Origin of the sequence: Streptomyces sp. Go-475 (assembly GCF_003330845.1) — a bacterium.
In the GTDB taxonomy this organism is placed as follows: Bacteria; Actinomycetota; Actinomycetes; order Streptomycetales; family Streptomycetaceae; genus Streptomyces.
The window spans coordinates 184,344-207,257 of sequence record NZ_CP026121.1; the positions used below are offsets into that span (position 1 = coordinate 184,344).

Annotated in this window: 23 protein-coding genes and 1 pseudogene; 15 read left to right on the forward strand and 9 right to left on the reverse strand. The window is 73.4% G+C overall.

The genetic code is table 11. The features are described from left to right. The first annotated feature begins 26 nt into the window (after positions 1-26). Positions 27-1,115: a glutamate--cysteine ligase gene (locus tag C1703_RS00840; protein WP_114250043.1), complete on the forward strand. Its 1,089-nt coding sequence runs from the start codon at positions 27-29 to the stop codon at positions 1,113-1,115. 27 nt (positions 1,116-1,142) lie between these two features. Here C1703_RS00840 and C1703_RS00845 read toward each other — a convergent pair whose 3' ends face one another. Beyond that, the gene (locus tag C1703_RS00845) at positions 1,143-1,376 is read right to left on the reverse strand and encodes a DUF6480 family protein (RefSeq protein ID WP_114257225.1); all 234 of its coding nucleotides are present in this window, start codon (positions 1,374-1,376) and stop codon (positions 1,143-1,145) included. A gap of 153 nt (positions 1,377-1,529) precedes the next feature. Here C1703_RS00845 and C1703_RS00850 point away from each other — a divergent pair, with 153 nt between their 5' ends. Both C1703_RS00850 and C1703_RS00855 read left to right on the forward strand, forming a co-directional pair. Further along, positions 1,530-3,428, forward strand: a complete 1,899-nt coding sequence (locus C1703_RS00850) for an AMP-dependent synthetase/ligase (protein WP_114250044.1) — start codon at positions 1,530-1,532, stop codon at positions 3,426-3,428. Between the two features lie 116 nt (positions 3,429-3,544). Further along, positions 3,545-3,979 carry an ATP-binding protein gene (locus C1703_RS00855; protein ID WP_031118746.1) on the forward strand — a complete coding sequence of 145 codons (435 nt, stop codon included), beginning with the start codon at positions 3,545-3,547 and terminating at the stop codon, positions 3,977-3,979. Between the two features lie 38 nt (positions 3,980-4,017). Here the strand turns inward: C1703_RS00855 and C1703_RS00860 are convergent, their stop codons facing one another. Further along, positions 4,018-4,389, reverse strand: a complete 372-nt coding sequence (locus C1703_RS00860) for a PRC-barrel domain containing protein (protein WP_114250045.1) — start codon at positions 4,387-4,389, stop codon at positions 4,018-4,020. Between the two features lie 345 nt (positions 4,390-4,734). Here C1703_RS00860 and C1703_RS00865 point away from each other — a divergent pair, with 345 nt between their 5' ends. The 9 genes and pseudogenes from C1703_RS00865 to C1703_RS00905 all read left to right on the forward strand — a co-directional run bounded on the left by C1703_RS00865 (position 4,735) and on the right by C1703_RS00905 (position 14,673). After that, on the forward strand, positions 4,735-5,136 hold the full coding sequence (locus C1703_RS00865) for an STAS domain-containing protein (protein ID WP_114250046.1): 402 nt from the start codon (positions 4,735-4,737) through the stop codon (positions 5,134-5,136). Positions 5,137-5,400: 264 nt separating this feature from the next. Further along, the gene (locus C1703_RS00870) at positions 5,401-6,288 is read left to right on the forward strand and encodes an STAS domain-containing protein (protein WP_114250047.1); all 888 of its coding nucleotides are present in this window, start codon (positions 5,401-5,403) and stop codon (positions 6,286-6,288) included. After that, on the forward strand, positions 6,285-6,704 hold the full coding sequence (locus C1703_RS00875; protein WP_114250048.1) for an STAS domain-containing protein: 420 nt from the start codon (positions 6,285-6,287) through the stop codon (positions 6,702-6,704). Before C1703_RS00870 ends, C1703_RS00875 begins: the two co-directional genes overlap by 4 nt. Continuing rightward, positions 6,704-7,144 (forward strand): anti-sigma regulatory factor, encoded by a 441-nt coding sequence (locus C1703_RS00880; protein ID WP_114250049.1) that lies wholly within the window; start codon positions 6,704-6,706, stop codon positions 7,142-7,144. Before C1703_RS00875 ends, C1703_RS00880 begins: the two co-directional genes overlap by 1 nt. Beyond that, positions 7,144-8,346, forward strand: a complete 1,203-nt coding sequence (locus tag C1703_RS39455) for an anti-sigma regulatory factor (protein WP_232840368.1) — start codon at positions 7,144-7,146, stop codon at positions 8,344-8,346. The genes C1703_RS00880 and C1703_RS39455 overlap by 1 nt, the downstream gene beginning before the upstream one ends. After that, positions 8,328-8,933: pseudogene (locus C1703_RS39460) on the forward strand (SpoIIE family protein phosphatase); the annotation flags it as partial. The gene C1703_RS39455 and the pseudogene C1703_RS39460, both read left to right, overlap by 19 nt. After that, the gene (locus C1703_RS00895) at positions 8,930-10,657 is read left to right on the forward strand and encodes a SpoIIE family protein phosphatase (protein WP_114250050.1); all 1,728 of its coding nucleotides are present in this window, start codon (positions 8,930-8,932) and stop codon (positions 10,655-10,657) included. The pseudogene C1703_RS39460 and the gene C1703_RS00895, both read left to right, overlap by 4 nt. A gap of 208 nt (positions 10,658-10,865) precedes the next feature. Beyond that, on the forward strand, positions 10,866-12,239 hold the full coding sequence (locus C1703_RS00900; RefSeq protein ID WP_114250051.1) for an NAD(P)/FAD-dependent oxidoreductase: 1,374 nt from the start codon (positions 10,866-10,868) through the stop codon (positions 12,237-12,239). Between the two features lie 112 nt (positions 12,240-12,351). Then, positions 12,352-14,673, forward strand: a complete 2,322-nt coding sequence (locus tag C1703_RS00905) for an FUSC family protein (RefSeq protein ID WP_232840369.1) — start codon at positions 12,352-12,354, stop codon at positions 14,671-14,673. On the opposite strand, the gene C1703_RS00910 is transcribed toward C1703_RS00905, so the two are convergent. From C1703_RS00910 to C1703_RS00935, 6 genes are all read right to left on the reverse strand, one after another. Then, positions 14,595-15,029 (reverse strand): hypothetical protein, encoded by a 435-nt coding sequence (locus C1703_RS00910; RefSeq protein ID WP_114250052.1) that lies wholly within the window; start codon positions 15,027-15,029, stop codon positions 14,595-14,597. The genes C1703_RS00905 and C1703_RS00910 overlap by 79 nt on opposite strands. A 28-nt stretch (positions 15,030-15,057) precedes the next feature. Next, positions 15,058-15,894 (reverse strand): DUF1206 domain-containing protein, encoded by an 837-nt coding sequence (locus C1703_RS00915; RefSeq protein WP_114257227.1) that lies wholly within the window; start codon positions 15,892-15,894, stop codon positions 15,058-15,060. Positions 15,895-16,015: 121 nt separating this feature from the next. Then, positions 16,016-16,870 (reverse strand): ANTAR domain-containing protein, encoded by an 855-nt coding sequence (locus C1703_RS00920; RefSeq protein ID WP_114250053.1) that lies wholly within the window; start codon positions 16,868-16,870, stop codon positions 16,016-16,018. Positions 16,871-16,984: 114 nt separating this feature from the next. Continuing rightward, positions 16,985-17,248, reverse strand: coding sequence for a DUF5133 domain-containing protein (locus tag C1703_RS00925; RefSeq protein WP_114250054.1), 264 nt, complete (start codon positions 17,246-17,248; stop codon positions 16,985-16,987). A 27-nt stretch (positions 17,249-17,275) separates the two neighbouring features. Continuing rightward, the gene (locus C1703_RS00930; RefSeq protein ID WP_114250055.1) at positions 17,276-18,139 is read right to left on the reverse strand and encodes an RNA polymerase sigma factor SigF; all 864 of its coding nucleotides are present in this window, start codon (positions 18,137-18,139) and stop codon (positions 17,276-17,278) included. 199 nt (positions 18,140-18,338) lie between these two features. Further along, a complete protein-coding gene (locus tag C1703_RS00935; RefSeq protein WP_114250056.1) occupies positions 18,339-18,773 on the reverse strand; it encodes an ATP-binding protein in 435 nt (144 codons plus the stop codon). A gap of 270 nt (positions 18,774-19,043) precedes the next feature. Between C1703_RS00935 and C1703_RS00940 the strand changes: the two genes are divergently transcribed. The 3 genes from C1703_RS00940 (at position 19,044) to C1703_RS00950 (ending at position 21,537) form a co-directional block, all read left to right on the forward strand. After that, positions 19,044-19,265, forward strand: a complete 222-nt coding sequence (locus C1703_RS00940; protein ID WP_114250057.1) for a hypothetical protein — start codon at positions 19,044-19,046, stop codon at positions 19,263-19,265. A 69-nt stretch (positions 19,266-19,334) separates the two neighbouring features. After that, a complete protein-coding gene (locus C1703_RS00945; RefSeq protein ID WP_114250058.1) occupies positions 19,335-20,813 on the forward strand; it encodes an ornithine decarboxylase in 1,479 nt (492 codons plus the stop codon). A gap of 268 nt (positions 20,814-21,081) precedes the next feature. Continuing rightward, on the forward strand, positions 21,082-21,537 hold the full coding sequence (locus tag C1703_RS00950) for a cyclic nucleotide-binding domain-containing protein (protein ID WP_114250059.1): 456 nt from the start codon (positions 21,082-21,084) through the stop codon (positions 21,535-21,537). Positions 21,538-21,550: 13 nt separating this feature from the next. Here C1703_RS00950 and C1703_RS00955 read toward each other — a convergent pair whose 3' ends face one another. Next, positions 21,551-22,843 carry an MFS transporter gene (locus tag C1703_RS00955; RefSeq protein WP_114250060.1) on the reverse strand — a complete coding sequence of 431 codons (1,293 nt, stop codon included), beginning with the start codon at positions 22,841-22,843 and terminating at the stop codon, positions 21,551-21,553. Between the last annotated feature and the right edge of the window lie 71 nt (positions 22,844-22,914).

Below are 22,914 nucleotides of genomic sequence, written 5' to 3' on the forward strand. Positions count from 1 at the left end.
GCAGGCACAGAAGGGCGGGCATCAGGGTGCGCACCGTCGGAGTGGAGGAGGAACTCCTCCTGGTCGATCCGGAGACCGGGGACCCGCGGGCACTGTCCGCTGCGGTGCTCGCCCGGGCGGCGCAGGACGACGCGGATCAGGACATGTTCGAGAAGGAACTCCACGAGCAGATGCTGGAGTTCGCCACCCATCCGCAGTCGTCCATGGAGGCCCTGCGCGCGGAGATCGTCCGCTGCCGCAAGGAGGCCGCCCGGCACGCCGGGGAGATCGGCTGCACGGTGGCGGCGCTCGCCACCTCCCCGCTGCCGGTGAGCCCCGCCGTCGGCGTCAACCGGCGGTACCAGTGGATGGCGGAGCAGTACGGCATCGCCACCCGGGAGCAGCTCGTCCTGGGCTGCCATGTGCATGTGGCGGTCGATTCCGACGAGGAGGGCGTCGCGGTCATCGACCGGGTGCGGCCCTGGCTGCAGGTCGTGAAGGCGCTCAGCGCGAACTCGCCGTTCTGGCAGGGCAAGGACTCCGGGTACAGCAGCTACCGCAGCCGGGTATGGCTGCGCTGGCCGTCGGCCGGCCCGACCGAGATCTTCGGCTCGGCGGAGCGGTACCACCGGCTGATCGCGGACATGGTGGCCACCGGTGCCCTGCTCGACGACGGGATGATCTACTTCGACGCGCGGCTGTCCCAGCGGTACCCGACGGTGGAGATCCGGGTCTCGGACGTCTGCCTGCACTCGGGCACGGCCGTACTGCTCGCCACCCTGATCCGCGGGCTGGTCGAGACCGCCGCACGCGAGTGGCGGGCCGGCCGGGAGCCGCTCGACCACAGTGTCAGCCTGCTGCGGCTGGCCGACTGGCAGGCGGCCCGGTCCGGACTCGCGGGGGAGCTGCTGCACCCCGCGACCATGCGGCGCATGCCCGCCGAAGCCGTGGTGCGGGCCCTGCTGGAACACGTCGAGGAAGCCCTCGCGGACACCGGTGACCTGGATCGGGCCCGAGCCGGGTGCGAGGAACTGCTGCGGGACGGCAACGGCGCACAGGTGCAGCGGGAGCTGTACGAGCGCACGGGGAGCCTGCGGGACGTCGTCACCGAGTGCGTCCGCCACACGCAGGCGTGAGACGCCCCGCCCTTGCCGGGCGCGGGTTCAGAGGATCAGGACGAGGGCGTAGGCCAGGAAGAACGCCGCGACCAGCACCGCGAGCACGATGATCAGTGCCATCGGCCCCTTGGCCCAGCCCTTGGGCGGGTTGTGCGTCTCCTGGGGCCCCGCCTCGGGCATGCTGCTCTCCGCGGGCGGGGTCTCGCCCGGCGGTACGCCGCCGCCCGGCTCCAGGCCGGTGGTGCGCTCTGGTTCGGGATCGGGATTGATGTGACTCATGTCGTCCGGGTCCCCCGATCGCGCCCGGATCATCAGGGGGTCCCACTTCCGTATTTCCCGACCCGGAGGGTCCCGCCTCGACTACATTCGAGCACCGCGCCGATGACGGTACCCGTCGGCAATGTCACACCCCGTACATGTCAGGAGCAGTGCATGCGTGATGTCGCCCTCGCTCCACCGGCCGTCGCCCCGCTGACCGGCGGGCTCGCCGACAGCGTCTTCGAGGCGGCGGACCGCGAACCCACCCGGCCGGTGCTCGCCCGCCGTACCGACCCCGCCTCCGCCGTCTGGGAGGAGGTGACGGCCATCGAGCTGCGCGACGAGGTGGTGGACGTGGCCAAGGGCCTGATCGCCTCCGGGATCGCGCCGGGCCACCGCGTGGCGATCATGGCGCGCACCCGGTACGAGTGGACGGTCTTCTGCTACGCGCTGTGGGCGGTGGGCGCCGAGGTCGTCCCGGTGTACCCGACGTCGTCGCGCGACCAGGTGGAGTGGATCCTGCGGGACTCCCGCTGCGTGGCCGTCGTGGTCGAGGACGAGCAGGGCGTGATGACCGTCGGCTCGGTGTGCGCGTCGCTGCCGCTGCTGCGCCACGTCTGGCAGCTGGACGCGGGCGCGTCGGCGGAGCTGACGGAGCGCGGGGAGGCCGTCCCGCTGGCCACGGTCGACTCGATGCGCCGCATCGTCCTGCCGGACTCCACGGCCGTCATCGCCTACACCTCCGGCACGAGCGGCCACGCGCGGGGCTGCGCGCTGAGCCACCGCAATCTGGCCGGCCCGTGCGACACGGTGCTGGCGGGCTGGGGGCACACGGCGGCCGCGCGCGGGGAGCAGGGCTCGGTCCTCGCGTTCCTGCCCTTCTCCCACGTGTACGGGCTGATGATCCAGAACGTGTGCGTGCGGGGCGGTCTGCTGATGGGACACCAGGCCGACCTGAGCGCCGAGGCGCTGTCGTCGGCGCTGCGTTCCTTCCGGCCCACGTACCTCTACGCGGTCCCCTCGGTCCTGGAGAAGATCTACAAGAACTTCCTGCGCACGGCCCAGCAGGGCGGTCACGGCGGGCTCTTCGAGCGGGCCGCCGAGACGGCGCGGGACTTCGCCGCGGCCCTGGAGCGCCAGCGGCTGGGCCGGGGCCGCGGGCCCGCCTTCGACCTGCGGTTGCAGCACGCCCTGTACGAGCGCACGGTGTACCGCCGGCTGCGGTCCGCGCTGGGCGGCCGGGTACGGCGGGCGACCTCCGGCGGCTCGTCCCTCAGCCGCGACCTGTCCCTCTTCTACGAGGGCATCGGCATCTACGTGCACGACGGGTACGGCCTGACGGAGACCGCCGGCGGGGTGACGATGCAGCCGCTGGGCCGGGAGAAGTCCGGGACGGTCGGGCAGGCGCTGCCGGGCACGGAGATCCGGGTGGCCGACGACGGGGAGATCCTGGTGCGCGGCCCGTCGGTGTTCCAGGGGTACGTGGGCGACGAGGCCGCCACCCGGGCCGCGCTGCGCGGGGGCTGGCTGGCGACCGGGGACCTCGGGCAGCTGGACTCGGAGGGCTATCTGACGATCACCGGCCGCAAGAAGGACATCATCATCACCAGCAGCGGCAAGAGCGTCGCTCCGCTCGCCCTGGAGCAGCGGCTGCGGATGCACCCGCTCATCCACCAGGCGGTGGTGGTGGGCGACGACCGGCCGTGTGTGGGTGCCCTGATCACGCTGGATCCGGAGTTCCTGGCGCACTGGCGGGCGGCGCTGGCGCTGCAGGGCGAGATGCGGGAGGCGCGGGAGGAGAACGCGCTGCGGGAGGAGGTCGCGCGGGCCGTGGCCGCGGCCAACAGCGCGGTGTCCCGGTCGGAGTCGATCCGGGTGTTCCGGGTGCTGCCGGAGCCGTTCGACGTGAGCAACGGGCTGCTGACCCCGTCGATGAAGCTGCGCCGGGACGAGATCGTGCGGCACTACGCCTCCGAGATCGACGCGATGTACCAGTCCCGCAGGCGTCCTGGGCGGCGCAGCGCCGTGGACGAACCGTCGTACTGGGACGATTCGGACAGCGTGTTCCGCTGACCACGCACCCGGACGCGTAGGCCTCGCCCCCTCGGGAACACGCAACAGTGGCGACGCAAGAGAAAGGACGACAGCCCTGACGACAGCCCTTGCTGACGCCGGGCCGGAAAGGCGATATGTCAACCGAGCCGCGTGGGGATGACGCACTGACCTCCGAGGAGATCCCGAGCCGCACGAACAGCTTCGTGGGCGAGCCGCACGACGTGACGGGTGCGCGGCTGGCCGCGGAGGAGTTCCTGCGTGATCTGGCACGCTCCTCGCCGCCCTCTGCCCCCGAGTACTGGGACGACATCCTGTTGGTGGTGACGGAACTGGCCGCCAACGCGGTCCAGTACGCCCCGGGGCCGTTCGCGCTGCGGATGCGCCGGACCTTCGACGGGGTGCACGTGGTCCTGCACGACACCAGCACCACCGAGCCCGCCCCGCGCCCCTTCGATCCGCGCAGCGGTGGCGGCGGCATCGGCTGGCACCTGATCCACACCCTGTGCGACCAGGTCAGCGTGGTGACCGACGACCGGGGCAAGGACGTGCACGTGTTCCTGCCCTGGTGAGCCGGGAGCGTCACGGGCGCGAGGCGCCCGTGACCCGCTCAGACCGAGGTCGCCGCGCGCGGCGGCAGGCGGTGGTAGTAGTCGCCCACGGCCGTCAGGTACTCCCGGTCCCTCGTCTCGCTGTCGGTCTGGAAACGGGGCGCCGCCTTGGCGTCTCCCCTGCTGCAGGCCAGGGTGATCTTCCGGGCCTGCGTGTCTATGCCGGTGACGACCCCGGCCGGCACCAGGACGCTGCGGCCGAACACCCAGACGCCGGTGTCGACGACCAGATGCCGCATGCCGTGCGGGGCGGCCTCGCGGTCCACGTGCCCGATCGTGCCGTCGGTCGCGGTGACACTGAACCCGGTCAGGTCCTGTCCCTCGGTGTGACCGCTTGCCGGCGCGTACGACCAGATTCTGTCGATGACCACGCTGTCCCATCCTCCCTGGCGGTGTGCTGATCGCTGAAGCCTGGCGGACGGATGCCGACCGCCTGCTCCACAGCAGCAATTACCCCCCTGTCGCAAGCGCATTCGGGGCACCCGCCGCGCATCGTGCGACAGGGGCGATCCCGGGCGATCCCCGGCGATGTTCGGACCGGGAGGAATGGAGGGCGGTTCCCGGGGTAATCGCGGGGGCGCGGTGACATTCGGAGCCCCGTGAAGGGAGGCACATGAGAAACGGCACTCGAGTCCGCGACACGACCGGCGTCGCCCCGCACCGCGGTCACCCCCGGAGGTGACCAGCCCAGGCCGTAGCACTTGTTGGAGGTACCCGTGCCCCTCGCCCAGAACCCGCTGTCCGTGGAAGTCGAACTGCCCCGGGAGGACGTGGCCCTGATCACGGTCGACGGCTACCTGGACGTCGACACCGCGACCGAGTTCCAGGCCCATCTGGCCAACCAACTCCACCACGGCCGACGGCACTTCCTGCTCGAAATGTCGTCCGTCCCGTTCATGGACTCGTCGGGGATGAACATCATCCTGCGGGTGTACCAGGAGACCCGCGGGAACGCCGGCAGCGTGCACGTCATCAATCCGACCCCGGCCGTGCGGCGCATCCTGGACCTGACCGGCGTCAGCATCACGGTGCCGATATCGGAGAGCGTGGACGAGGCTCTGGCCCGTGTCGACGAAGGGCCGCAGACTCCCGAGGAGGCGGAGGGACAGGGCGCCTGACAGACCGGATGACCCGGGGCACGGCGCCTGTGAACCGGCGGCCCGGTGCCCTCGCTCCGCCCTGCCCGGACGGCGGCTCGCCCCTATCGCACGGTGGTGACGGCGGTGGCCAACCGCCGTTTCCCTCAACCGGATCGCTTGCGCCGGATCCGGTGTCGTACGAGGTCGGGGGATGGTTAGAGTTGTCGGCCGGCAAGTGTCACAGCGCCGTCTCGTTGTCTGAAGCGGGTTCGGTCGACGCAACGCGGATGAGGAGAGAACCAGGTGCCGGAGCACGAAGCGGACGGACAGCTCGCCACGCCCACGCACGAGGTCAGGGACTTCCTGCACCGACGGCGGGAGCAGATCGCCCAGCGGTGGGCGGACGAGCCCTTGTTCCGCACCGTGTTCACCGTCTCGCGCGACGAGGCGGTGGAGGCGGGCAAGGTCGTCGTGGACGCGCTGGCCCAGGTGGCGGACTCCGACCAGGTGGAGGACCCGGACGCCGCCGGCTTCAGCGGGGTGCGCGAGCAGCTGTCCCGGATGGGCGCGGCACGCTCCCGGGCCGGGCTGTCCAACACCCAGGTCTCGACCGAGCTGGCCGCCCTGCGGCCGCCCGTCGAGAACCTGCTGGCCGCGGATCTGGAACAGGCGCCGCCCGAGCACCTGCGGGCGTGTTCGACCGCGCTGACGGTGCTGATGGGCACCCTGCGGCTGGTGGCGATGCAGTCGGCGCTGAGCGAGTGGCAGGCGCTCAGCGACCGGCAGCGGATGCAGCTGATGGAGGTGGCCACGCCCGTCATCCGGCTGTGGGACGGCATCGTGGCCGTGCCGCTGATCGGGACGCTCGACAGCGCCCGCAGCCAGATCGTGATGGAGACGCTGCTGAACGCCGTCGTCGACCAGCACGCGCGGTTCGCGATCCTCGACATCACCGGTGTGCCCACCGTCGACTCGCTGGTGGCGCAGCACCTGATGAAGACGGTCGCCGCGGCGCGCCTGATGGGCGCCCAGTGCATCGTCTCGGGCATCCGCCCCGCCATCGCGCAGACCATCGTCCATCTCGGTCTGGACCTGGACGTGATCACCCGGGCGAGTCTCGCCGACGCGCTGGGTTACGCACTGCACCAGCTCGGCGCGGACATCGTGAACCCGGGTGCGGGTCAGCGGTGAGCGAGGCGTACCCCCGACCCGTCACAGGCCATGTGCCGGTGCTGCGGCTCGGCGACGTCCTGCTGGTCACGCTCCAGGGAGACCTGCACGACAGCACGGCGCAGCAGCTCCAGCAGGACCTCACGGAGACGATCTCCCGTACCGGGGTGCGCGGTGTCCTCATCGACATCTCCGGCGTGGAGATCGTCGACTCCTTCCTCGGCCGGGTGCTGGCCGAGATCGCGGCACAGGCCAGGCTGCTGGCCGCGCGCACCGTGGTGGCCGGCATGCGCCCGGCCGTCGCCATCACCCTGGTGGAACTGGGTCTGAGGCTGCCAGGGCTGAGCACCGCGCTCAGCACCGAGGCGGGCATGGAGCTCCTCGCGCAGCAGGCCCCGCCGACCCGTCCCGGCGGCCCGCGTCAGGAGAGTCCGTGATGCACACTGCCGCGGGCGTCGAGGCCTGCCTGCCCATCCGGTCGGACATGGACCTGGTGTGGGTGCGACAGCATGTGCGGCAGGCCGCTGCCCGGCTCGGCTTCGGCCTGGTGGAGCAGACCAAGCTCGTCACCGCGGCCAGTGAGCTGGCCCGCAACACCCTCGTGCACGGCGGGGGCGGACAGATGGAGGCGACGCACGTCAGCAGCGGGACCGCCCAGGGGCTGCGGCTGGCCTTCTCGGACGAGGGGCCGGGCATCGCCGACCTGGACCAGGCGCTCAGCGACGGCTACACCTCCGGCGGCGGGCTGGGGATGGGGCTGAGCGGGGCACGCCGGCTGGTGCACGACTTCGACATCGAGAGCACGCCCGGCGCGGGCACGACCGTCCGGGTGACCTGCTGGGCGGGCCGGCCGCCGCGTCCGCGCGAGGAGGTCTGATGCCGCGCGTGTGGGACGTCCCGGTGCGCGACGCGACCCGGGTGCGCGACGCGCGGGTCGCCGCCGAGGGCGCGGCCGCGCTGGCCGGGCTGGACGAGCGGCGCACCGCCGCCGCCGCGCTGGTCGCGACCGAGCTGGCGACGAACCTGCTCAAGCACGCCGAGGGCGGGCAGGTGCTCATCGACGTCGTGGACCCGGCCGAGCCGGTGGACGGCCGGACGCGGGCCCGGGTCGTGCAGATCGCCGCGATCGACCACGGGCCGGGCATTCCCGACGTTCCCGCGGCCGTGCGCGACGGCTTCTCCACGACCCGCTCGCTCGGGGCCGGGCTCGGCACGTGCCTGCGTCTCGCCGACGACTTCGCCCTGCACAGCACCCCGGGTCGCGGCACGGTCGCGGTGGCCCGCGTGGGGTCGACGCCCCGGGGCGGAGCAAGCTCCGCGGCCTCCGCGGGGTCGTCGGTGACGGTGTGGGCGGCCGGGCTGTCGCGGGGCCCGGGGCCGGGCACGCCGGGCGGATCCCCGCGGGGCACCGGTGCCTGGCCCGAGGGCCCAGGCCCGAGTGCCGGTCGCGCGCCGTGGCCGGGTGCGCCCGAGGGCCCGGGTGCCGGCGGGGCGTCGTGGCCGGGCGGGCCCGACGGCCCAGGCCGGCGGCGCGCCGTGGCCGGGCGGGCCCGACAGCCCAGGCCAGGTGCGGCGGCGCGCCGTGGCCGGGCGGGCCGACAGCCCAGGCCAGGTGCGGCGGCGCGCCGTGGCCAGGCGGGCCCAACGGCCCAGGCCCAGGTGCCGGCGGCGCGCCGTGGCCGGGTGTCGGGCCGAGCGGCGATGTGCGGGCGGACGCGCCGGTGGTGGCCGTGGCGTGCGGCGGTCTGGCAGGGCACGCGGCCGGGTCCGGTGCCGCCGGGGACGCCGGCCTGCCGGTCGGCGGGTCCGCCGGTGGCGGCGCGGCGGCGGACGAGCCGGGCCGCCAGACGCCGGTGGACCCCCCGCTGCCGGGCGCAGGCGCGCCCGAGGGCCAGCCGGACCGCCATACGCCAGTGGACCCCCCGCTGCCGGACGCAGGCGCGCCCGAGGGCCAGCCGGACCGCCATACGCCATGGGATCGGCCGCTGCCCGGCGTCGGCGCACCGGGACGTGCGGACCGGGCCGGTGCGGCGGCCGAGCCCTCCGCGCCCGTCGGCGACGTGCGGGCCGGGGGCGTGAACATCCCCTACGGCGGAGCCGAGTACTCGGGTGACGCGTGGACGTGGGTGCGGTCCGGGGACCGGGTGACGCTGATGCTGGCGGACGGGCTGGGACACGGCCCGGAGGCGGCCCGTGCCTCGTCCGTCGCGGTCGCCGAGCTGCACCGCTGGGCCCGCCTCTCCCCCGCCGAGTCGCTGCGGCGGCTCCACGACGCGCTCAAGGGCACCCGCGGCGCGGCCGTCGCCGTTGCCCAGCTCGACCTGCGGGCCGGGCGGCTGCGGTTCGCCGGCATCGGGAACGTGGGGGCGCGGCTGCGCGCGGACGGCATCTGGCGTCCGCTGCTGTCGCGGCCCGGCATCGTCGGCGTCCACCGGCCCACCACCCTCCGCGAGGAGGAGGCCGACTGGGCGCCCGACCGGCTGCTGATCCTGCACACCGACGGTCTGCCCAGCCGCTGGACGCCGCCGTCCGACGCGGGTCTGCCGGCGGCCGACCCGGCCGTGACGGCCGCCGTGACGATACGTGACGCGAGCAGTCCCGCCCGCCCGGTGCGGGACGACACCGCCGTGGCCGTGCTGACTTCGACCCCGCCGGACCGCCCATGATGCGCACTTGGCAGATCACCACCGTCACCGACGCGGCACGCGCCCGTATCGCCCTCGCGCGCCTGGCCGCGGCCTACGGTGTGCCCACCCTGGAACGGACCAGGCTGGCCACCGCCCTCAGCGCCCATCTGCGGCAGTGCCTCACCAAGGGCGGCACCTGGGTGCTCACCCTGAACCTCGCGGGGTCTCCCGCCGAGGAGGGCCTGCTGCACGCCGTGGTGACCCCCTCGCCGGAGGCGTGCGCCGCCGGGGAACCGCCGTGGGAGGTCACGGTCCCGTGCCCGGAGGCGGCCCAGGCCGCGGAGGGCGGCGCCGTCGCCGACGACCCGGCCGCCCTCGCGGAGGCGCTGCTCGGCGCCGACGAGGACACGGCCGTGGTGCTGGACAAGCTCACCGAGCAGGAGGACCTGGTCGCCTTCCACCGCGAGGAGCTGCACCAGACCAACCAGGGCGTCCTGGCGCTGCACGCCGAGCTGGACGCGGCGGGCCGGGCCCAGCGCGAGGCCTTCGCCGCCGAGCGCAGCGCCCGCAACGAGGCGGAGAGCGCCCGCCGCAGGCTGACGTTCCTCGCGGACGCGAGCGCCGTGCTGACGGCCTCCCTCAACCACGAGGAGATCGTGCGCCGGCTGCCGGACCTGCTGGTGCCGGAGTACGCGAGCAGCGTCGACGTCTGGCTGTTCGACCAGGAGGACGACAAGCACCGCTCGGCGCCGCATCCGGCCGCCGCCGTGGTCGCGGCCCGTACGGGGCGGCCCCAGTACGCCGCCGACCATCCCGGCAACCTGCCCGGGGTCGACGACCAGCCGCCGTCCGCGCTGGATCCCGCGCGGCCGCTGCTGTGCGTGCCGCTGCCGACGCGGCGGGCGCCGCTGGGCGTGCTGACGCTGTCGCCGCCCGGTGCGCGCTGGGACCCGGACGACGCGGTGATGCTGATCGAGCTGACCCGCCGGGCCAGCATCGCGATCGACAACGCCCGGCGCTTCGAGCACAACCGGGACATCGCCGAGACGCTGCAGCGCGCCCTGCTCACGGAGCTGCCGGCCACGCCGGGCCTCAGTCTGGCCGCGCGGTACCTGCCCGCCACGCACGGGCTGAACATCGGCGGCGACTGGTACGACGCGTTCCCGCAGCGGGACGGCGGGCTCATCACCGTCGTCGGCGACGTGACCGGGCACGGTCTGCACGCGGCCGTCATGATGAGCCAGTTGCGCACCGCGCTGCGGGCGTACGCCGTCGACGGCGACAGCCCCGGCCGGCTGCTGACCCGGCTGCACCGGTTCCTGCACCATCTGCAGCCGGATCTGTACGCCACCGCCGTCATCGCCCGGTTCCACCCGGACGAGCCCACTCTGACCTGGGCCGCCGCGGGTCATCCGCCGCCGGTGCTGCGCCAGGCCGACGGCAGCGTACGCGTGCTGGACGCCAAGCCCGGCGCCATGCTCGGCATCCCGCTCACCCAGGAGATCGACGACCACACGGTGCCCGTGGCGCCCGGCTCGACGCTCGCCCTCTACACGGACGGCCTGGTGGAGCGGCGTGCGCAGGGCATAGACCCGGGCATCGGGCGGCTGGCCACGGCGCTCGGCGGGTTCCGTTCCGGGGAGCTGGACGCGGATCTGGAGGGCTCGGCGGACCGGATCCTCCATCCGCTGCTGAGCGACTCCGAGCGCGACGACGACGTGTGCCTGCTGCTGTGTCACCTGCGGGGGGACGCCGCGTCCTGACGGCGGGCCCGGTGTGCACGCGTTCTTCACTCCCGCCTGGTGCTTTTCGGCCACGGTGCGGGCATGGTGGTGATCGACGCGTTCGTCTGCCTGCCACGTCCGACTGGCGTACCCGTCGGGCAAGCGGTGGGATCGCAGGGGTGCGAACCAGCGATCCAGGGGCAGTCGAAAGGCGTTCGAGGCAGACCGCCTGGAGCCGCAGAAAGGGATGAACACCGTGACACGACCCAGGATCCTGGTGGTTGGCGCAGGCTTCGCCGGCGTGGAGTGCGTCCGCCGTCTGGAACGGAAACTCTCCCCGGACGAGGCCGACGTCACGCTGGTGACGCCGTTCGCCTACCAGCTGTACCTGCCGCTGCTCCCCCAGGTCGCCTCCGGGGTGCTGACGCCGCAGTCCATCGCCGTCTCCCTGCGCCGCAGCAAGAAGTACCGCACGCGGATCATTCCGGGCGGCGCCATCGGCGTCGATCTGAAGGCGAAGGTGTGCGTCATCCGCACCATCACCGACCGGATCGTCAACGAGCCGTACGACTACATCGTGCTGGCCCCCGGCAGCATCACCCGGACCTTCGACATCCCGGGGCTGACGGAGCACGCCTTCGGGATGAAGACGCTCGCCGAGGCGGCGTACATCCGTGACCACGTCATCTCCCAGCTGGACCTGGCCGACGCGAGCCAGGACCCCGAGGAGCGGGCCTCGCGGCTGCAGTTCGTGGTGGTCGGCGGCGGCTACGCGGGCACCGAGACCGCGGCGTGCCTGCAGCGCCTGACGCACGCCGCCGTCAAGCGCTACCCGCGGCTGGACCCCGGGCTGATCAAGTGGCATCTGATCGACATCGCGCCGAAGCTGATGCCGGAGCTGGGCGACAAGCTCGGCAGCAGCGCGCAGGAGATCCTGCGCCGGCGGGGCATCGAGATCTCCCTGGGCACCTCCATCGCCAAGGCGGGCCCGGAGGAGGTCACCTTCACCGACGGGCGGGTGATCCCGACCCGCACGCTCATCTGGACCGCCGGGGTCGTCGCCAGTCCCCTCATCGCCACGCTCGGCGCGGAGACGGTGAAGGGGCGGCTGGCGGTCGCCCCCGAGATGAACCTGCCCGGTGACGACGGGGTGTTCGCGCTGGGCGACTCGGCCGCCGTGCCCGACCTGGCCAAGGGCGACGACAGCGCCATGTGCCCGCCCACCGCGCAGCACGCCCTGCGGCAGGGCCGGCACGTCGCCGACAACGTCATCGCGACGCTGCGGGGCCAGGCGATGAAGCCGTACGTCCACAAGGACCTCGGGCTCGTCGTCGACCTGGGCGGCACCGACGCCGTGTCCAAGCCGCTGGGCATCGAACTGCGCGGCCTGCCCGCCCAGGCCGTGGCCCGCGGCTACCACTGGTCGGCGCTGCGCACCAATGTGGCCAAGACGCGGGTGATGACGAACTGGCTGCTCAACGCGGTCGCCGGCGACGACTTCGTCCGCACGGGGTTCCAGGCCCGCAAGGCGGCCCGGCTGAAGGACTTCGAGTACACCGACGCCTATCTGACGCCGGAGCAGGTTCGGGAGCAGGTCGAGGGGACCGGCCGGCCGGAGTAGCGCCCGGCCCGGACGGGAGCTTCCGCTCGTGGCATGACATGCTGAGGTGCGGATCTTGGTGTGCGGACGAGTCGGGAGAGAGTGCGGCGGCGTGAGGGCAGCGGGACGCTCGGTGCGGACACGACTGCGGGACCGGATCGCGGCCTCCGACCCCGGCCTGCTGCGCCTGACGGCCGGACTGCGGACGGTCGGCGCCATCGCCCTCACCCTGGCCGTGCTCTCCCTGCTCCGGGCCGACGTGCACCATCTCGTGGCGGGGGCGATGGCGGCGATGGTCGCCACCTTCGCCATCCGGGAGAAGCAGCTCGGCGCGCAGGCGGTGACCCTGGCGCTGGGGCTGCCGGTGGCGCTGGCGTCGGTGTCCCTGGGCGCGGTGCTGAACTCGCGTCTCGTCGTCGGTGACGTCTTCTTCGTCGTCCTGATCTTCTGCGCGGTCTACGGCCGCCGGTTCGGCGACCGCGGTACCGCGCTGGGGCTGATCGGCTTCCAGGTCTACTTCCTGTCCCTGTTCGTCGGCGCCAGCGTCTCGGCGCTGCCCGTGCTGTGCGGCGCCATCGCTCTGGCGTTCTGCTCCAGCGCCGTGATGCGGTTCGCGGTCGTGCCCGCCACCCCGGCGGGGGTGCTGCTGCGCCTGCGGCTGGCCTTCCGGGCCCGGCTGGCGCAGCTGGTGTCCGCGCAGCTCGATCTGCTCGACGCCGGCGCGGACGAGATGGACAAGGCGCTCGACGCCGTGCGCGAGGGCACCGCGCGGCTGCACGAGACGGCGATGATGATCCAGGCGCGGCTGGAGGAGGGCACGCCCGACGAGTCGGTGGCGCGGCTGGTGCAGCGCAGGATCGCGGACGCCGAGGTCGCCGCCGAGCGGCTGGGTCTGCTGCTGCTGTCGGCCCGCAGCGCCGAACGGGCCGACACGCTGACCCTGCACCTGCCGGGCGCGCCCGCGCCGTCGGTGGGGCAGCCGGCCGTGCCGGACGAGGCCACCGCCACGCTCCGTCGTGATCTGCTGGCGCTGCGCACGCTCGTGCTGCGGGCGGGCAGCGGTGACGCGGGCACCGCGCTGGCCCATGTGCGCAACCGGCTGCTCGGCTACCGGGACGAGGAGAACCTGCCGCCCGCCCCGAGCGCCGTCCAGGACGTCTTCCGGGGCATCGGCGAGGCCGCGCGGGCGGTGCTGGGGCTGCGGATCGCGCTGGACGGCCCGCAGGACGAGTCGGACGACTCCCCCGCCACGGCCCGCTCCCGCGAGGAGCTGGACGCGGAGGACGCCGCGATCGACGGCGGCGAGGACGCGGCGCAGGAGGAGCAGGAGACGGGTCTGCGGCGGCCCACCACGCGCGCGGCCGTGCAGGTCGCCGTCGGGTCGACGCTGGCCATCGTGGGCGGCGAGCTGCTGTCCACGCAGCGCTGGTACTGGGCCGTGCTGACGTGCTGGATCGTTTTCCTCAACACCGCCTCGACGGGCGAGATCCTGGTCAAGGGCTACCGGCGGCTGCTGGGCACGGTGTTCGGGGTGGTGGCCGGCATCGTGCTGGCCGGTCTGGTCGGGCGGCACACCTGGACGGCGTTCGCGCTGGTCCTGGTGCTGATCTTCGCGATGTTCTACGTGGCGCCGCTGTCGTACACGCTGATGTCGTTGTTCGTCACCGCGATGCTGGGGCTGCTGTACACGCTGCTGCACACCTACAGCCTCGACGTGCTCGTGCTGCGGATCGAGGAGACGGCGCTCGGCGCGGCCTGCGGGGTGGTCGCCGCGGCGCTGGTGCTGCCGGTGCGGACGGACCGCCGGACGAACGAGCTGCTCGGCACCGTGCTGGACCGGCTGGCCGCCGTCACGGAGGGGGCGGTCGGCCAGCTCAGCGGCGGGCCCGCGGACGAGCTGCTGGACAAGGCGCGCGACCTGGACCAGGCGCTGGCCGACCTGCGGGCCGCCACCCAGCCGCTGACCCACCCGGTCACGCCGCTGCGGGCCCGGCGCCACACCGCCCGGTACGTGGTGGCGCTGCTGGAGACGATGCGCGTACCACGCGCGGACCCTGGCGGCGACCGCCGAGCTGCTGCCCACGCATCCCTCGATCGCGGCGGACCCGCGACTGCGCGGGGCCGCCGGGCGCACCGTGCGCAACATCGGGACGATCGCCGCCCGGGTCGCGGACGAGCACGCCGGTGCCGAGATCGAGACCGGGCCGAGCATCGCCTCGCTGCTGGGCTCCGACGCCGGCACGCCGCGCTACGGGCGGATCACCGACCGCGTGCTGCGGCATCTGGAGCGGCTGGACGAGGCCGTGGTGGGCCTCGCCCGGCCGCTGGGCGTGCCCGTGGCGGCGCCCCGGCAGTGACGCCCGGGGGCCGCGCCGGTCAGAAGTCGGTGGGCAGCCCGCTCACCTCGGCGATGCCCCGCAGCTCCTCGGTCTGCCGGTGCCGTTCCTTGATGTAGTCGGCTATCTCGCCGAGGCGGACCGGGTCGGACGCGGTGGTCGCGTCGGTGACGATCCTGACCGGGCCGGTCTCGTCGACGTCGAGTTCGACCACTTCGTTGTCCAGGCGGCCGGTGACGGCGGTGGCGATGACGAGGGCCACCTCGTCGCGGACTTCCTGGGGCAGTTCGTCGCCGCCCCCGGAGTCGAGGGCGAAGTCGAGGCTGGACAGGCGTTCCTCGTCGATCGCCTCGAGGACCGGTTCCACCACGCGCATCAGGAGGCGGTAGTCCTCGGTGTCCATCCGGATGCGCAGGAGGTCCAGGTACATGTCCACGGGCCGGTCGTCGCCATGCGGAATCTCGGAATCGCTCATTCGCATCGTGTTCCCCGCACGACGCGGCTCAGACGCGTCGCCAGCGGGCCATGGCGAAGGAGAACACACCGAACAGCACGAGCCCGGCCGCGACGCAGACCAGCAGCCAGGGGCCGAGCGGGGTGTCAGCGAAGCTGCGCAGGGTGTCGTCCAGGCCCTTGGCCCGGTCGGGTGCGTAGTCGACGGCGGCGCGTACCGCGAAGACGCCGGCCATGGCGAAGACGAGCCCGCGGGCGGCGCCGCCGGCCACGCCGGTGACGTCCACCAGCTGCCGGGTGCGGTGGCTCATCTGTCCCAGCCGGAGCTTGTCGTGGTACTTGCGCAGCACCGCCCGTACGCCGATCCAGCCGCCCGCGGCGATGATCGCGATCCCGGCCGCGCCGACCAGCCACTGGCCGGCGGGAATCTCCAGGACCCTGGCGGTGGCGTCCCGGGACTGCCGGTCGCTGGAGCCGCCGCCGCTCTGGTCGCGGCTCATCGCGAAGGACAGCACGGAGTAGGCGACGAAGACGTAGAAGGCGAAGCGGACCGTCGCCAGCAGCCGCTTGCGGGCGCTGCGGCCGTCCTGCCCGACGGAGCCGAAGAGCGCCTCGGACAGCCGCCACAGGGCCATGCCGACGAGCCCGATGCCCAGCGCCCACAGCAGCACCGCGCCGAACGGCTTCTGCGACAGTTCCGCCAGTGCTCCCCCGCGGTCGGCCTGCTCGCCGGTGTCGCCGAAGGCGATCTGCAGGGCCAGGGCACCGACGAGCAGATAGATCACGCCCCGGGCGGCGAGTCCCGCCCGGGCCGCCCCCTCGGTCACCGAACCCCGCGCCGCTCGCCGGGCCCGGAACCGACCTTGTGCCAACGCACTCGTGTCCATGTCGACCTCCCGGCCCTCCGGATGCCCCGGCTCGGCCGTCACACACCCGGCCCGGCCTCCGGACCAGGGGGTTCCGGTCAGCGCCGGGCCCGCTCTTCCCCCGCCGCGTCCGTCGCCGGGCTCAGGACCGCCGCAGTCGTGAGCCCCGGCCGGAGCGGCCCAGGGCGTGCAGGTACTCCAGGGCGTCCAGGACCACCGTGCGGTCGTGCCAGGCGAGCCAGCGGCCCGCTTCTGCGCCCATGGTGCCGAGGGTCTTGGTCTGGGCCGCCGTCAGGCCGCGGAGGGGCCGGTCCAGGTGGGCCGAGACCATGCCGACGCACAGCCCGGACGCGGTCGTCAGCGGGACGCTGTGGCAGGCCCTGCTGCCGGCCGCGAGGATGGCCCGCCGGGCGGGCTCGGTGAACACCGGGTCGCTCTCCACCTCCCGCACGGTGACCTGGGCGAGGTCCCGGGCGGCCTTCGCGCAGGCCGTGCCGTCCTCGCCGACGTGGGCGAAGAAGTCGATGAAGTCGGGTGTGAGCCCGGTGTGCTCCTCGATGCGCAGGCCGCCGCTGGCCCGGTCGGGGAGCTGGACGTTGCCCATGTCGGTGCCGGTCACCTCAAGCGTGCGGTTCAGCACGGCCTTCAGCACGGCACCGCGGCTGCCCGAGCCGGAGCGGTGGGCCGTGGTGAAGGTCAGCTCCGGTTCCGGCTGCCGGACGCGGCGCGGGAACCACAGCTGCTCCCTGCCGTCGGGGCGCGGTGCGGTGACCAGGACGCCCGCCAGCGTCCGCAGCTTGACGTTGTACCGCTGGGACGCCCGCTGCATCAGCGCGAAGGCGCTCTCCCCGTCGGGCAGCTCGTACCGCTCCCGGAGCATGCCCTGCGCCTGTGAGATCAGCGGGTACGCGCGGGCCCGGGCCCGCAGGTCGCGCACCTGGGCGCGCAGGCGCTCCAGCTCGCCGTCGTCGTCGGTCGTCCGCCCCGCTGTCGACATGTGGCTCCCAGGTTCTGCTCGGCGACAGACGGGCCCGGGCCGACGGCTTGCCGCCGTCGGCCCGGGCCCTGGTTCGCCTCTCGCCTTCCCCGTCGCGTCAGGCACACACTCCGGTCAGGCGTTCTCCGTGACCGGGACGTGCTGTGCGGCGGCCAGGGGAGCGGTCTCGGCGGCCGGTGCGGGTGCGGCCGCGAGCCACTGGCGAGCTGCCTCCAGGGCGCGCCGGACGTCCCGGGTGCCGGTGGACACGCACAGCGTGTACGCCAGGTCGCGTGCCCGCGGGTTCTGCTCGGCCGGTCCGCGCGCGCCCTCGGCGGCCGTCAGCGCCTCGTACTCGTCGACCAGGCGGCGCAGCACGGCTGGATGGGGCCTCAGCATGTCGTTCGCTCCTCGTGGGGTGGGGGGTCAGGCCGTGGTGGAGGTGCCGCCGGTGCCCCGGTTGCCCGTCCGCTGCCCCAGGACCTCGTCGCGCACGCGGGCGCAGCTGCGGCTGATGAGGCGGGAGACGTGCATCTGGGAGATGCCGAGGCGGTCGGCGATGCGGCTCTGGGTCATGTCCTCGAAGAACCGCATGTAGAGGATGGCCCGCTCGCGTTCCGGCAGGCGGCGCAGGCCCTCCTTGGCGGACTCGCGGTCGACGACGGTGTCGAAGGACGAGTCGGCCGCGCCGAGGGTGTCGGCGAGGCTGTAGCCGTCGTCGTCGGCCGAGAGCTCGGCGTCCAGCGACAGGGTGCTGAAGCTGTCCAGGGCCTCGAGCCCGGCGCTGACCTCTTCCTCGGTGAGGCCGGTGTGGGTGGCGATGTCCGCCACGGAGGGCTCGGGGCTGCCCGGGTTCTGGGTCAGTTCACGGCGGGCCACCCGCACCTTGTTGCGCAGTTCCTGCACCCGGCGGGGGACTCGCAGGGCCCACATGCGGTCCCGGAAGTGACGCTTGACCTCGCCGGTGATGGTGGGCACGGCGTAGCTCTCGAAGGCACCCCGGCTCGGGTCGAACCGGTCGATGGCCTTGACGAGTCCCAGGGCGGCCACCTGACGGAGGTCCTCGATCGACTCTCCGCGGTCGCGGAAGCGGCCGGCGATGCGGTGGGCCATGGGGAGCCACAGCGTGACGAGCTCGTCGCGGACGGCTTCCCGCTCGGGACCCTCCTCCAGCTCCGCCATACGGGCGAACAGGGCCGCGGTGTCGGGGGCGTCGTCGTGGCGCCGCCGCGAGGCGGTGGTCGGCGTTTCGGGCGTGCCGGGACGGTTGGTGGGCGTTTCGATGAGCATGCGGATACGCTCCTGAACGGTCGTTTCAGGGACTTACCGCGGGAGGGTCACGCCCGGATCGCCTCGACGGCCTCCGGGGCAGTCATACCGCTCCCGCTGGCGCGCCTCCGGTCCGAAGCACGAAACTGCGTCTGCCCTGCCACCGGTGGAACAAACTCCGCTTTGCTTCGCAATCTGCCGGGGACCTTGTCACGGCTGCTCAGGACAGGGGTACGACGGCGGTGATGCACTTGCCGCCGGCGGGCAGGTCCGACACGCGGACGTCGCGGGAGAGCCGGCAGACGATGGGCCAGCCGTGGCCGCCGTGCCGCAGCCGTCCGTGCGGATCGGCGCGGGGCGGGGTCACGGGCAGTTCGTCGCTGCGGTCGCTCACCGAGACGCGCACGCCGGGGCCGTCGATGTCCACCTGGAAGTCGGTGACGCCGCCGCCGTGCAGGATCGCGTTGGTGGTCAGCTCCGAGGCCACGAGCAGCGCGTCGGACAGGGCGTCCGCGTCGCACGGGGTGTGGGTGGCACGGCACCGTTCGGCCACGGCGCGCTCCACCGCCCGGCGCGCCTCGGCGGGTTTGCACGGCCGGGCCCGGTTCGCGCCGGGCGGCTCGAATACGGATTCGATCATGTGCTCCTCGCACATCCTGCAGCTCCCTGGTCGGTGAAGACGGAAGCCGGATCCGGAGCGCGTTCCGCGGCCGCCCGCACGGGCACACCTGGGCCCGCGGACCCGCTGCTTCCTCAACCTGCCGCGGCGTTCGGGGCGCGCACCGCGCGAGCGCCGCGGGTCTCTCTCTTCGGCTCACCTCTCCCCGCACCTGCAAACCTCCGGCAGGCGCAGAAGCCGCGAGAACACCTCGAACGGCCGTGAGTCGGGTGCCATCTCCGCGCGCCGTCGGGGTACGCGGAGCGCATGACCGATGTGGTGGATTCCGATGAACTGCTGCGGCGCATCCAGCGCGCGAGGGACTGCGCGGTGCGGGAGGAGCGTGCGTGGCGGAGCAGGAGCGAGGAACTGGGGGCGACCGACCCGCAGGGCGCCCGGGACGCGACGGTGCGGCGGATGTCGTACGAGGCGGTGCTGACCGTGCTGGACGAGATCGTGACCCCGGGCAAACACACGGCGGAGGGCTGACCGGGCGGGGCCGGGTCAGGTGCGCGGCCCGGCTGATTGCCGGGGCCGGTGCCGGGAACCCGGGTGCGCATGACAGTCGACCACACCGAAGCACCGGTCCTGGAAGCCCTGGAGGCGTACCGCTGCAAGGGGCATCTGTCGTTCACGCCGCCGGGGCACAAGCAGGCCCGCGGCGCCGACCCGGAGGTCCGCGAGGTCCTCGGTGACGCGGTGTTCCTGGGGGACGTGCTCGCCTCGGGCGGTCTGGACGACCGGCTCACCCGGGGCCGGGTGCTGCGGCGCGCGCAGGAGCTGATGGCCGACGCGGTGCACGCGGAGCACACGTTCTTCAGCACGTGCGGGAGTTCCCTGTCGGTGAAGGCGGCGATGCTGTCGGTGGCGGGGCCGCACGAGAAGCTGCTGATCGGGCGTGATGCCCACAAGTCGGTGGTGGCGGGGCTGATCATCTCCGGTATCGAGCCGGTCTGGGTCGAGCCCCGCTGGGACGCCGAGCGGCATCTGGCCCATCCGCCGTCCGCCGAGGACTTCGACCGGGCCTTCGAGGCCCATCCGGACGCGCGGGGCGCCCTGATCACGAGCCCCACGCCGTACGGCGGCTGCGCGGATCTGCGGGCGGTCGCCGAGGTGTGCCACCGGCGCTCGCGGCCGCTGATCGTGGACGAGGCCTGGGGCGCGCATCTGCCGTTCCATCCCGACCTGCCGTCCTGGGCGATGGACGCGGGCGCGGACATCTGTGTGACCAGCATCCACAAGATGGGCAGCGGTCTGGAGCAGGGTTCCGTCTTCCACCTCCAGGGCGACCTGGTCCCGCCGGCGCTGCTGGGGATGCGGGCCGATCTGCTGGGCACCACGAGCCCGTCGTCGCTGATCTTCGCGGGCCTGGACGGCTGGCGGCGGCAGATGGCGCTGCACGGCAAGGAGCTGATGGGCGGGGCGCTGGACCTCGCGGCCGAGGTGCGGGCCGCCATCGAGGGGATCGACGGGCTGCACGTCAACGGCCGGGACGACTTCTGCGGCCCGGGGCTGTCCGACGACCTCGACCCGCTGCCGGGCGTCATCGACCTCACGGGGCTGGGCATCACGGGCTTCCAGGCGGCGGACTGGCTGCGCGAGCACCGGCACATCGACGCGCATCTGGTGGACCACCGCCGTATCGGCGCGCAGATCACCCATGGCGACGACCGGGAGACGACCGGGGAACTGCTGGAGGCGCTGCGGGACCTCGCGCGCGCCGCGCGGGACCTGCCCCGGGCGCCGCGGGTGGAGGTGCCGTCGCCGGCGGGGCTGCGGATGGAGCAGGCGGTGCTGCCCCGCGACGCGTTCTTCGGCCCGGCCGAGGACGTGCCGGTGGCGCGGGCGGCGGGACGGGTCGCGGCGGAGATGATCACGCCGTATCCCCCGGGCATCCCGGCGGTCCTTCCCGGCGAGCGCCTCACGGAGCCGGTGCTGGCGTATCTGCGCACGGGGCTGGAGGCGGGCATGCACCTCCCCGACCCGACGGACCCGGAGTTGGAGACGATCCGGGTGGTCGCGGAGCAGACGCGGTGACACCCGAGTGAAACAGGTCACGCAACCGGTTTCCGCCGTTCGTACGCCGCGCCGGATGGTTTACCGTTCATTCATACGTGGTGACGGAGTCGACCGCCGTCCTCCGCGCACCACCGCTTACGGCCCTGGCTGGTTTCCCCCGTCCAGCCAGGGCTTTCTCATGCCCCGGGAAAGTCGGGCACGCCGAGGTGCCCGGGGGCCCGCCAGCCGCTGAAATGGGCGTAGGGAAAGCACCGGTAGTCGACCGCCCGGCGAAAGGCTCCGCGTCATGACCAAAGCGATCAAACTCCTGACCGCCCTGCCTCCGCCCCAGCGCGAGCGCCTGATGGCACTCAGCCGGGAGGTGTCCTTCGCCGAGGACGCCCGGATCTTCGAGGCGGACGGCACGGCCGACCGCTTCTGGGTCATCCGCTCCGGCGCCGTCTCCCTGGACCAGCAGGTCAACTCGCTGCAACGGGTCACCGTGGCCAACCTGGGCGCCGGCGACCTGCTCGGCTGGTCCTGGCTGTTCCCGCCCTACACCTGGGACTTCGGGGCGGTGGCGTTCAGCCCGGTGCGGGCGTACGAGTTCGACGCGGGGGCCGTGCTGCGGCTGTGCGAGGAGGATCCGCAGCTGGGGCTCACGCTGGTGCGGAACGTCGCCGAGGTGCTCGCGCACCGGCTGGAGATGACCCGGGGCAAGCTGATGGAGCAGTACACGCTGCACCGGCGCGGGGCGCTGTGATGCCTCGGACCCCTCAGACCCGGTAGCGGCGCAGCGCCGGTACCGCGGCGGCCAGGGCCAGCATCACGAAGACGACCAGCAGTCCGCCGCCCGCGACGGCGGTGCGGGGGCCGAAGGCGGAGCCCGCGGTGCCGTGCAGCACGTCGGCCAGGCGCGGGCCGCCCGCCACGACGACGGTGAAGACGCCCTGCATGCGTCCCCGCATCTCGTCGGTGGCGGCGGACAGCAGGATCACCCCGCGGAAGACCATCGAGACCATGTCGGCCACCCCGGCGACGACGAGGAACGCCACCGCGACCCACAGGCTGGAGCTCAGTCCGAAGCCGGTGATGGCCACGCCCCAGACGACGACCGCCCCGATGACCATCAAGCCGTGCCGCCGGGCCCGGGAGAAGGTGCCGGAGAACAGTCCGCCGAGCACCGCGCCGATGGGGATCGCCGCGAACAGCAGGCCCAGCGCGAGCCCCTCGCCGTACGGGGCGTAGGTCTGCGCGGCGAGCTGCGGGAAGAGGGCTCGGGGCATGCCGAGGACCATGGCGACGATGTCGGCGAGGAAGGACAGCAGCAGCACGGTGTGCCCGGAGATGTAGCGGAAACCGGCCGCGATCTCCTTCACGCCCGCGCGCCGGAGCGCCGTGCCGGCCAGGGGCGGCAACGACGGCAGCCGGTACACCGCCCACACCGTGACGCACAGCGCCAGGGCGTCGATGAGGTACAGCTCGGGCAGGCCGACGACGGGGATGAGGGCACCGGCGAGCAGGGGCCCGGCCACCTGGCCGGTCTGCATCACGGTCGAGCCGAGGGCGTTGGCCGCGGGGAGCTCGCCGGCCGGGACCAGCCGGGCGATGGAGGCGTTGCGGGCCGGTGCGTTCAGGCCCCAGAAGGCCTGCTGCAGCGCGAGCAGCACCATGAGCGCGGCCACCGACTCCAGGCCCGCGAAGGCCTGGAGCCAGAACAGCAGCGAGGTGACGGCGATGCCGCTGTTGGTGATCAGCAACAGCTTGCGCCGGTCCATGGTGTCGGCGATCGCCCCGCCCCACAGCGCGAACACGACCAGGGGCACGAAGCCCGCCATGCTCGCCGCGCCCACCCAGGCGGAGGAGCCCGTGATGTCGTAGATCTGCTTGGGCACGGCGACGGCGGTGAGCTGGCTGCCGACGGCCGTGACGATCGTCGAGACCCACAGCCGCCGGTAGGCGGGGCGGCGCAGCGGGCGCGTGTCCATGGCCCAGCGGCGCCAGCCGCGCCGCTTCGGCGCCTCCGCCTCGGGATCCCGCTGTCCGGTCGTGCTCTCACTCGTGTCCACGCGCCGCCGCTTTCTCGATGCTCGCTACATCTTTTGGGCGGGATCACTATCGCACCAACCGCCGGTCACCG

Excerpts from the sequence above, each read along its gene's own strand:
- C1703_RS00845 (WP_114257225.1), bottom strand. The coding sequence starts at position 1,376 with ATGAGTCACATCAATCCCGATCCCGAACCAGAGCGCACCACCGGCCTG.
- C1703_RS00850 (WP_114250044.1), top strand. The coding sequence starts at position 1,530 with ATGCGTGATGTCGCCCTCGCTCCACCGGCCGTCGCCCCGCTGACCGGC.
- C1703_RS00855 (WP_031118746.1), top strand. The coding sequence starts at position 3,545 with ATGTCAACCGAGCCGCGTGGGGATGACGCACTGACCTCCGAGGAGATC.
- C1703_RS00880 (WP_114250049.1), top strand. The coding sequence starts at position 6,704 with ATGCACACTGCCGCGGGCGTCGAGGCCTGCCTGCCCATCCGGTCGGAC.
- C1703_RS39455 (WP_232840368.1), top strand. The coding sequence starts at position 7,144 with ATGCCGCGCGTGTGGGACGTCCCGGTGCGCGACGCGACCCGGGTGCGC.
- C1703_RS00895 (WP_114250050.1), top strand. The coding sequence starts at position 8,930 with ATGATGCGCACTTGGCAGATCACCACCGTCACCGACGCGGCACGCGCC.
- C1703_RS00900 (WP_114250051.1), top strand. The coding sequence starts at position 10,866 with ATGAACACCGTGACACGACCCAGGATCCTGGTGGTTGGCGCAGGCTTC.
- C1703_RS00910 (WP_114250052.1), bottom strand. The coding sequence starts at position 15,029 with ATGAGCGATTCCGAGATTCCGCATGGCGACGACCGGCCCGTGGACATG.
- C1703_RS00915 (WP_114257227.1), bottom strand. The coding sequence starts at position 15,894 with ATGGACACGAGTGCGTTGGCACAAGGTCGGTTCCGGGCCCGGCGAGCG.
- C1703_RS00920 (WP_114250053.1), bottom strand. The coding sequence starts at position 16,870 with ATGTCGACAGCGGGGCGGACGACCGACGACGACGGCGAGCTGGAGCGC.
- C1703_RS00925 (WP_114250054.1), bottom strand. The coding sequence starts at position 17,248 with ATGCTGAGGCCCCATCCAGCCGTGCTGCGCCGCCTGGTCGACGAGTAC.
- C1703_RS00930 (WP_114250055.1), bottom strand. The coding sequence starts at position 18,139 with ATGCTCATCGAAACGCCCACCAACCGTCCCGGCACGCCCGAAACGCCG.
- C1703_RS00935 (WP_114250056.1), bottom strand. The coding sequence starts at position 18,773 with ATGTGCGAGGAGCACATGATCGAATCCGTATTCGAGCCGCCCGGCGCG.
- C1703_RS00940 (WP_114250057.1), top strand. The coding sequence starts at position 19,044 with ATGACCGATGTGGTGGATTCCGATGAACTGCTGCGGCGCATCCAGCGC.
- C1703_RS00945 (WP_114250058.1), top strand. The coding sequence starts at position 19,335 with ATGACAGTCGACCACACCGAAGCACCGGTCCTGGAAGCCCTGGAGGCG.
- C1703_RS00950 (WP_114250059.1), top strand. The coding sequence starts at position 21,082 with ATGACCAAAGCGATCAAACTCCTGACCGCCCTGCCTCCGCCCCAGCGC.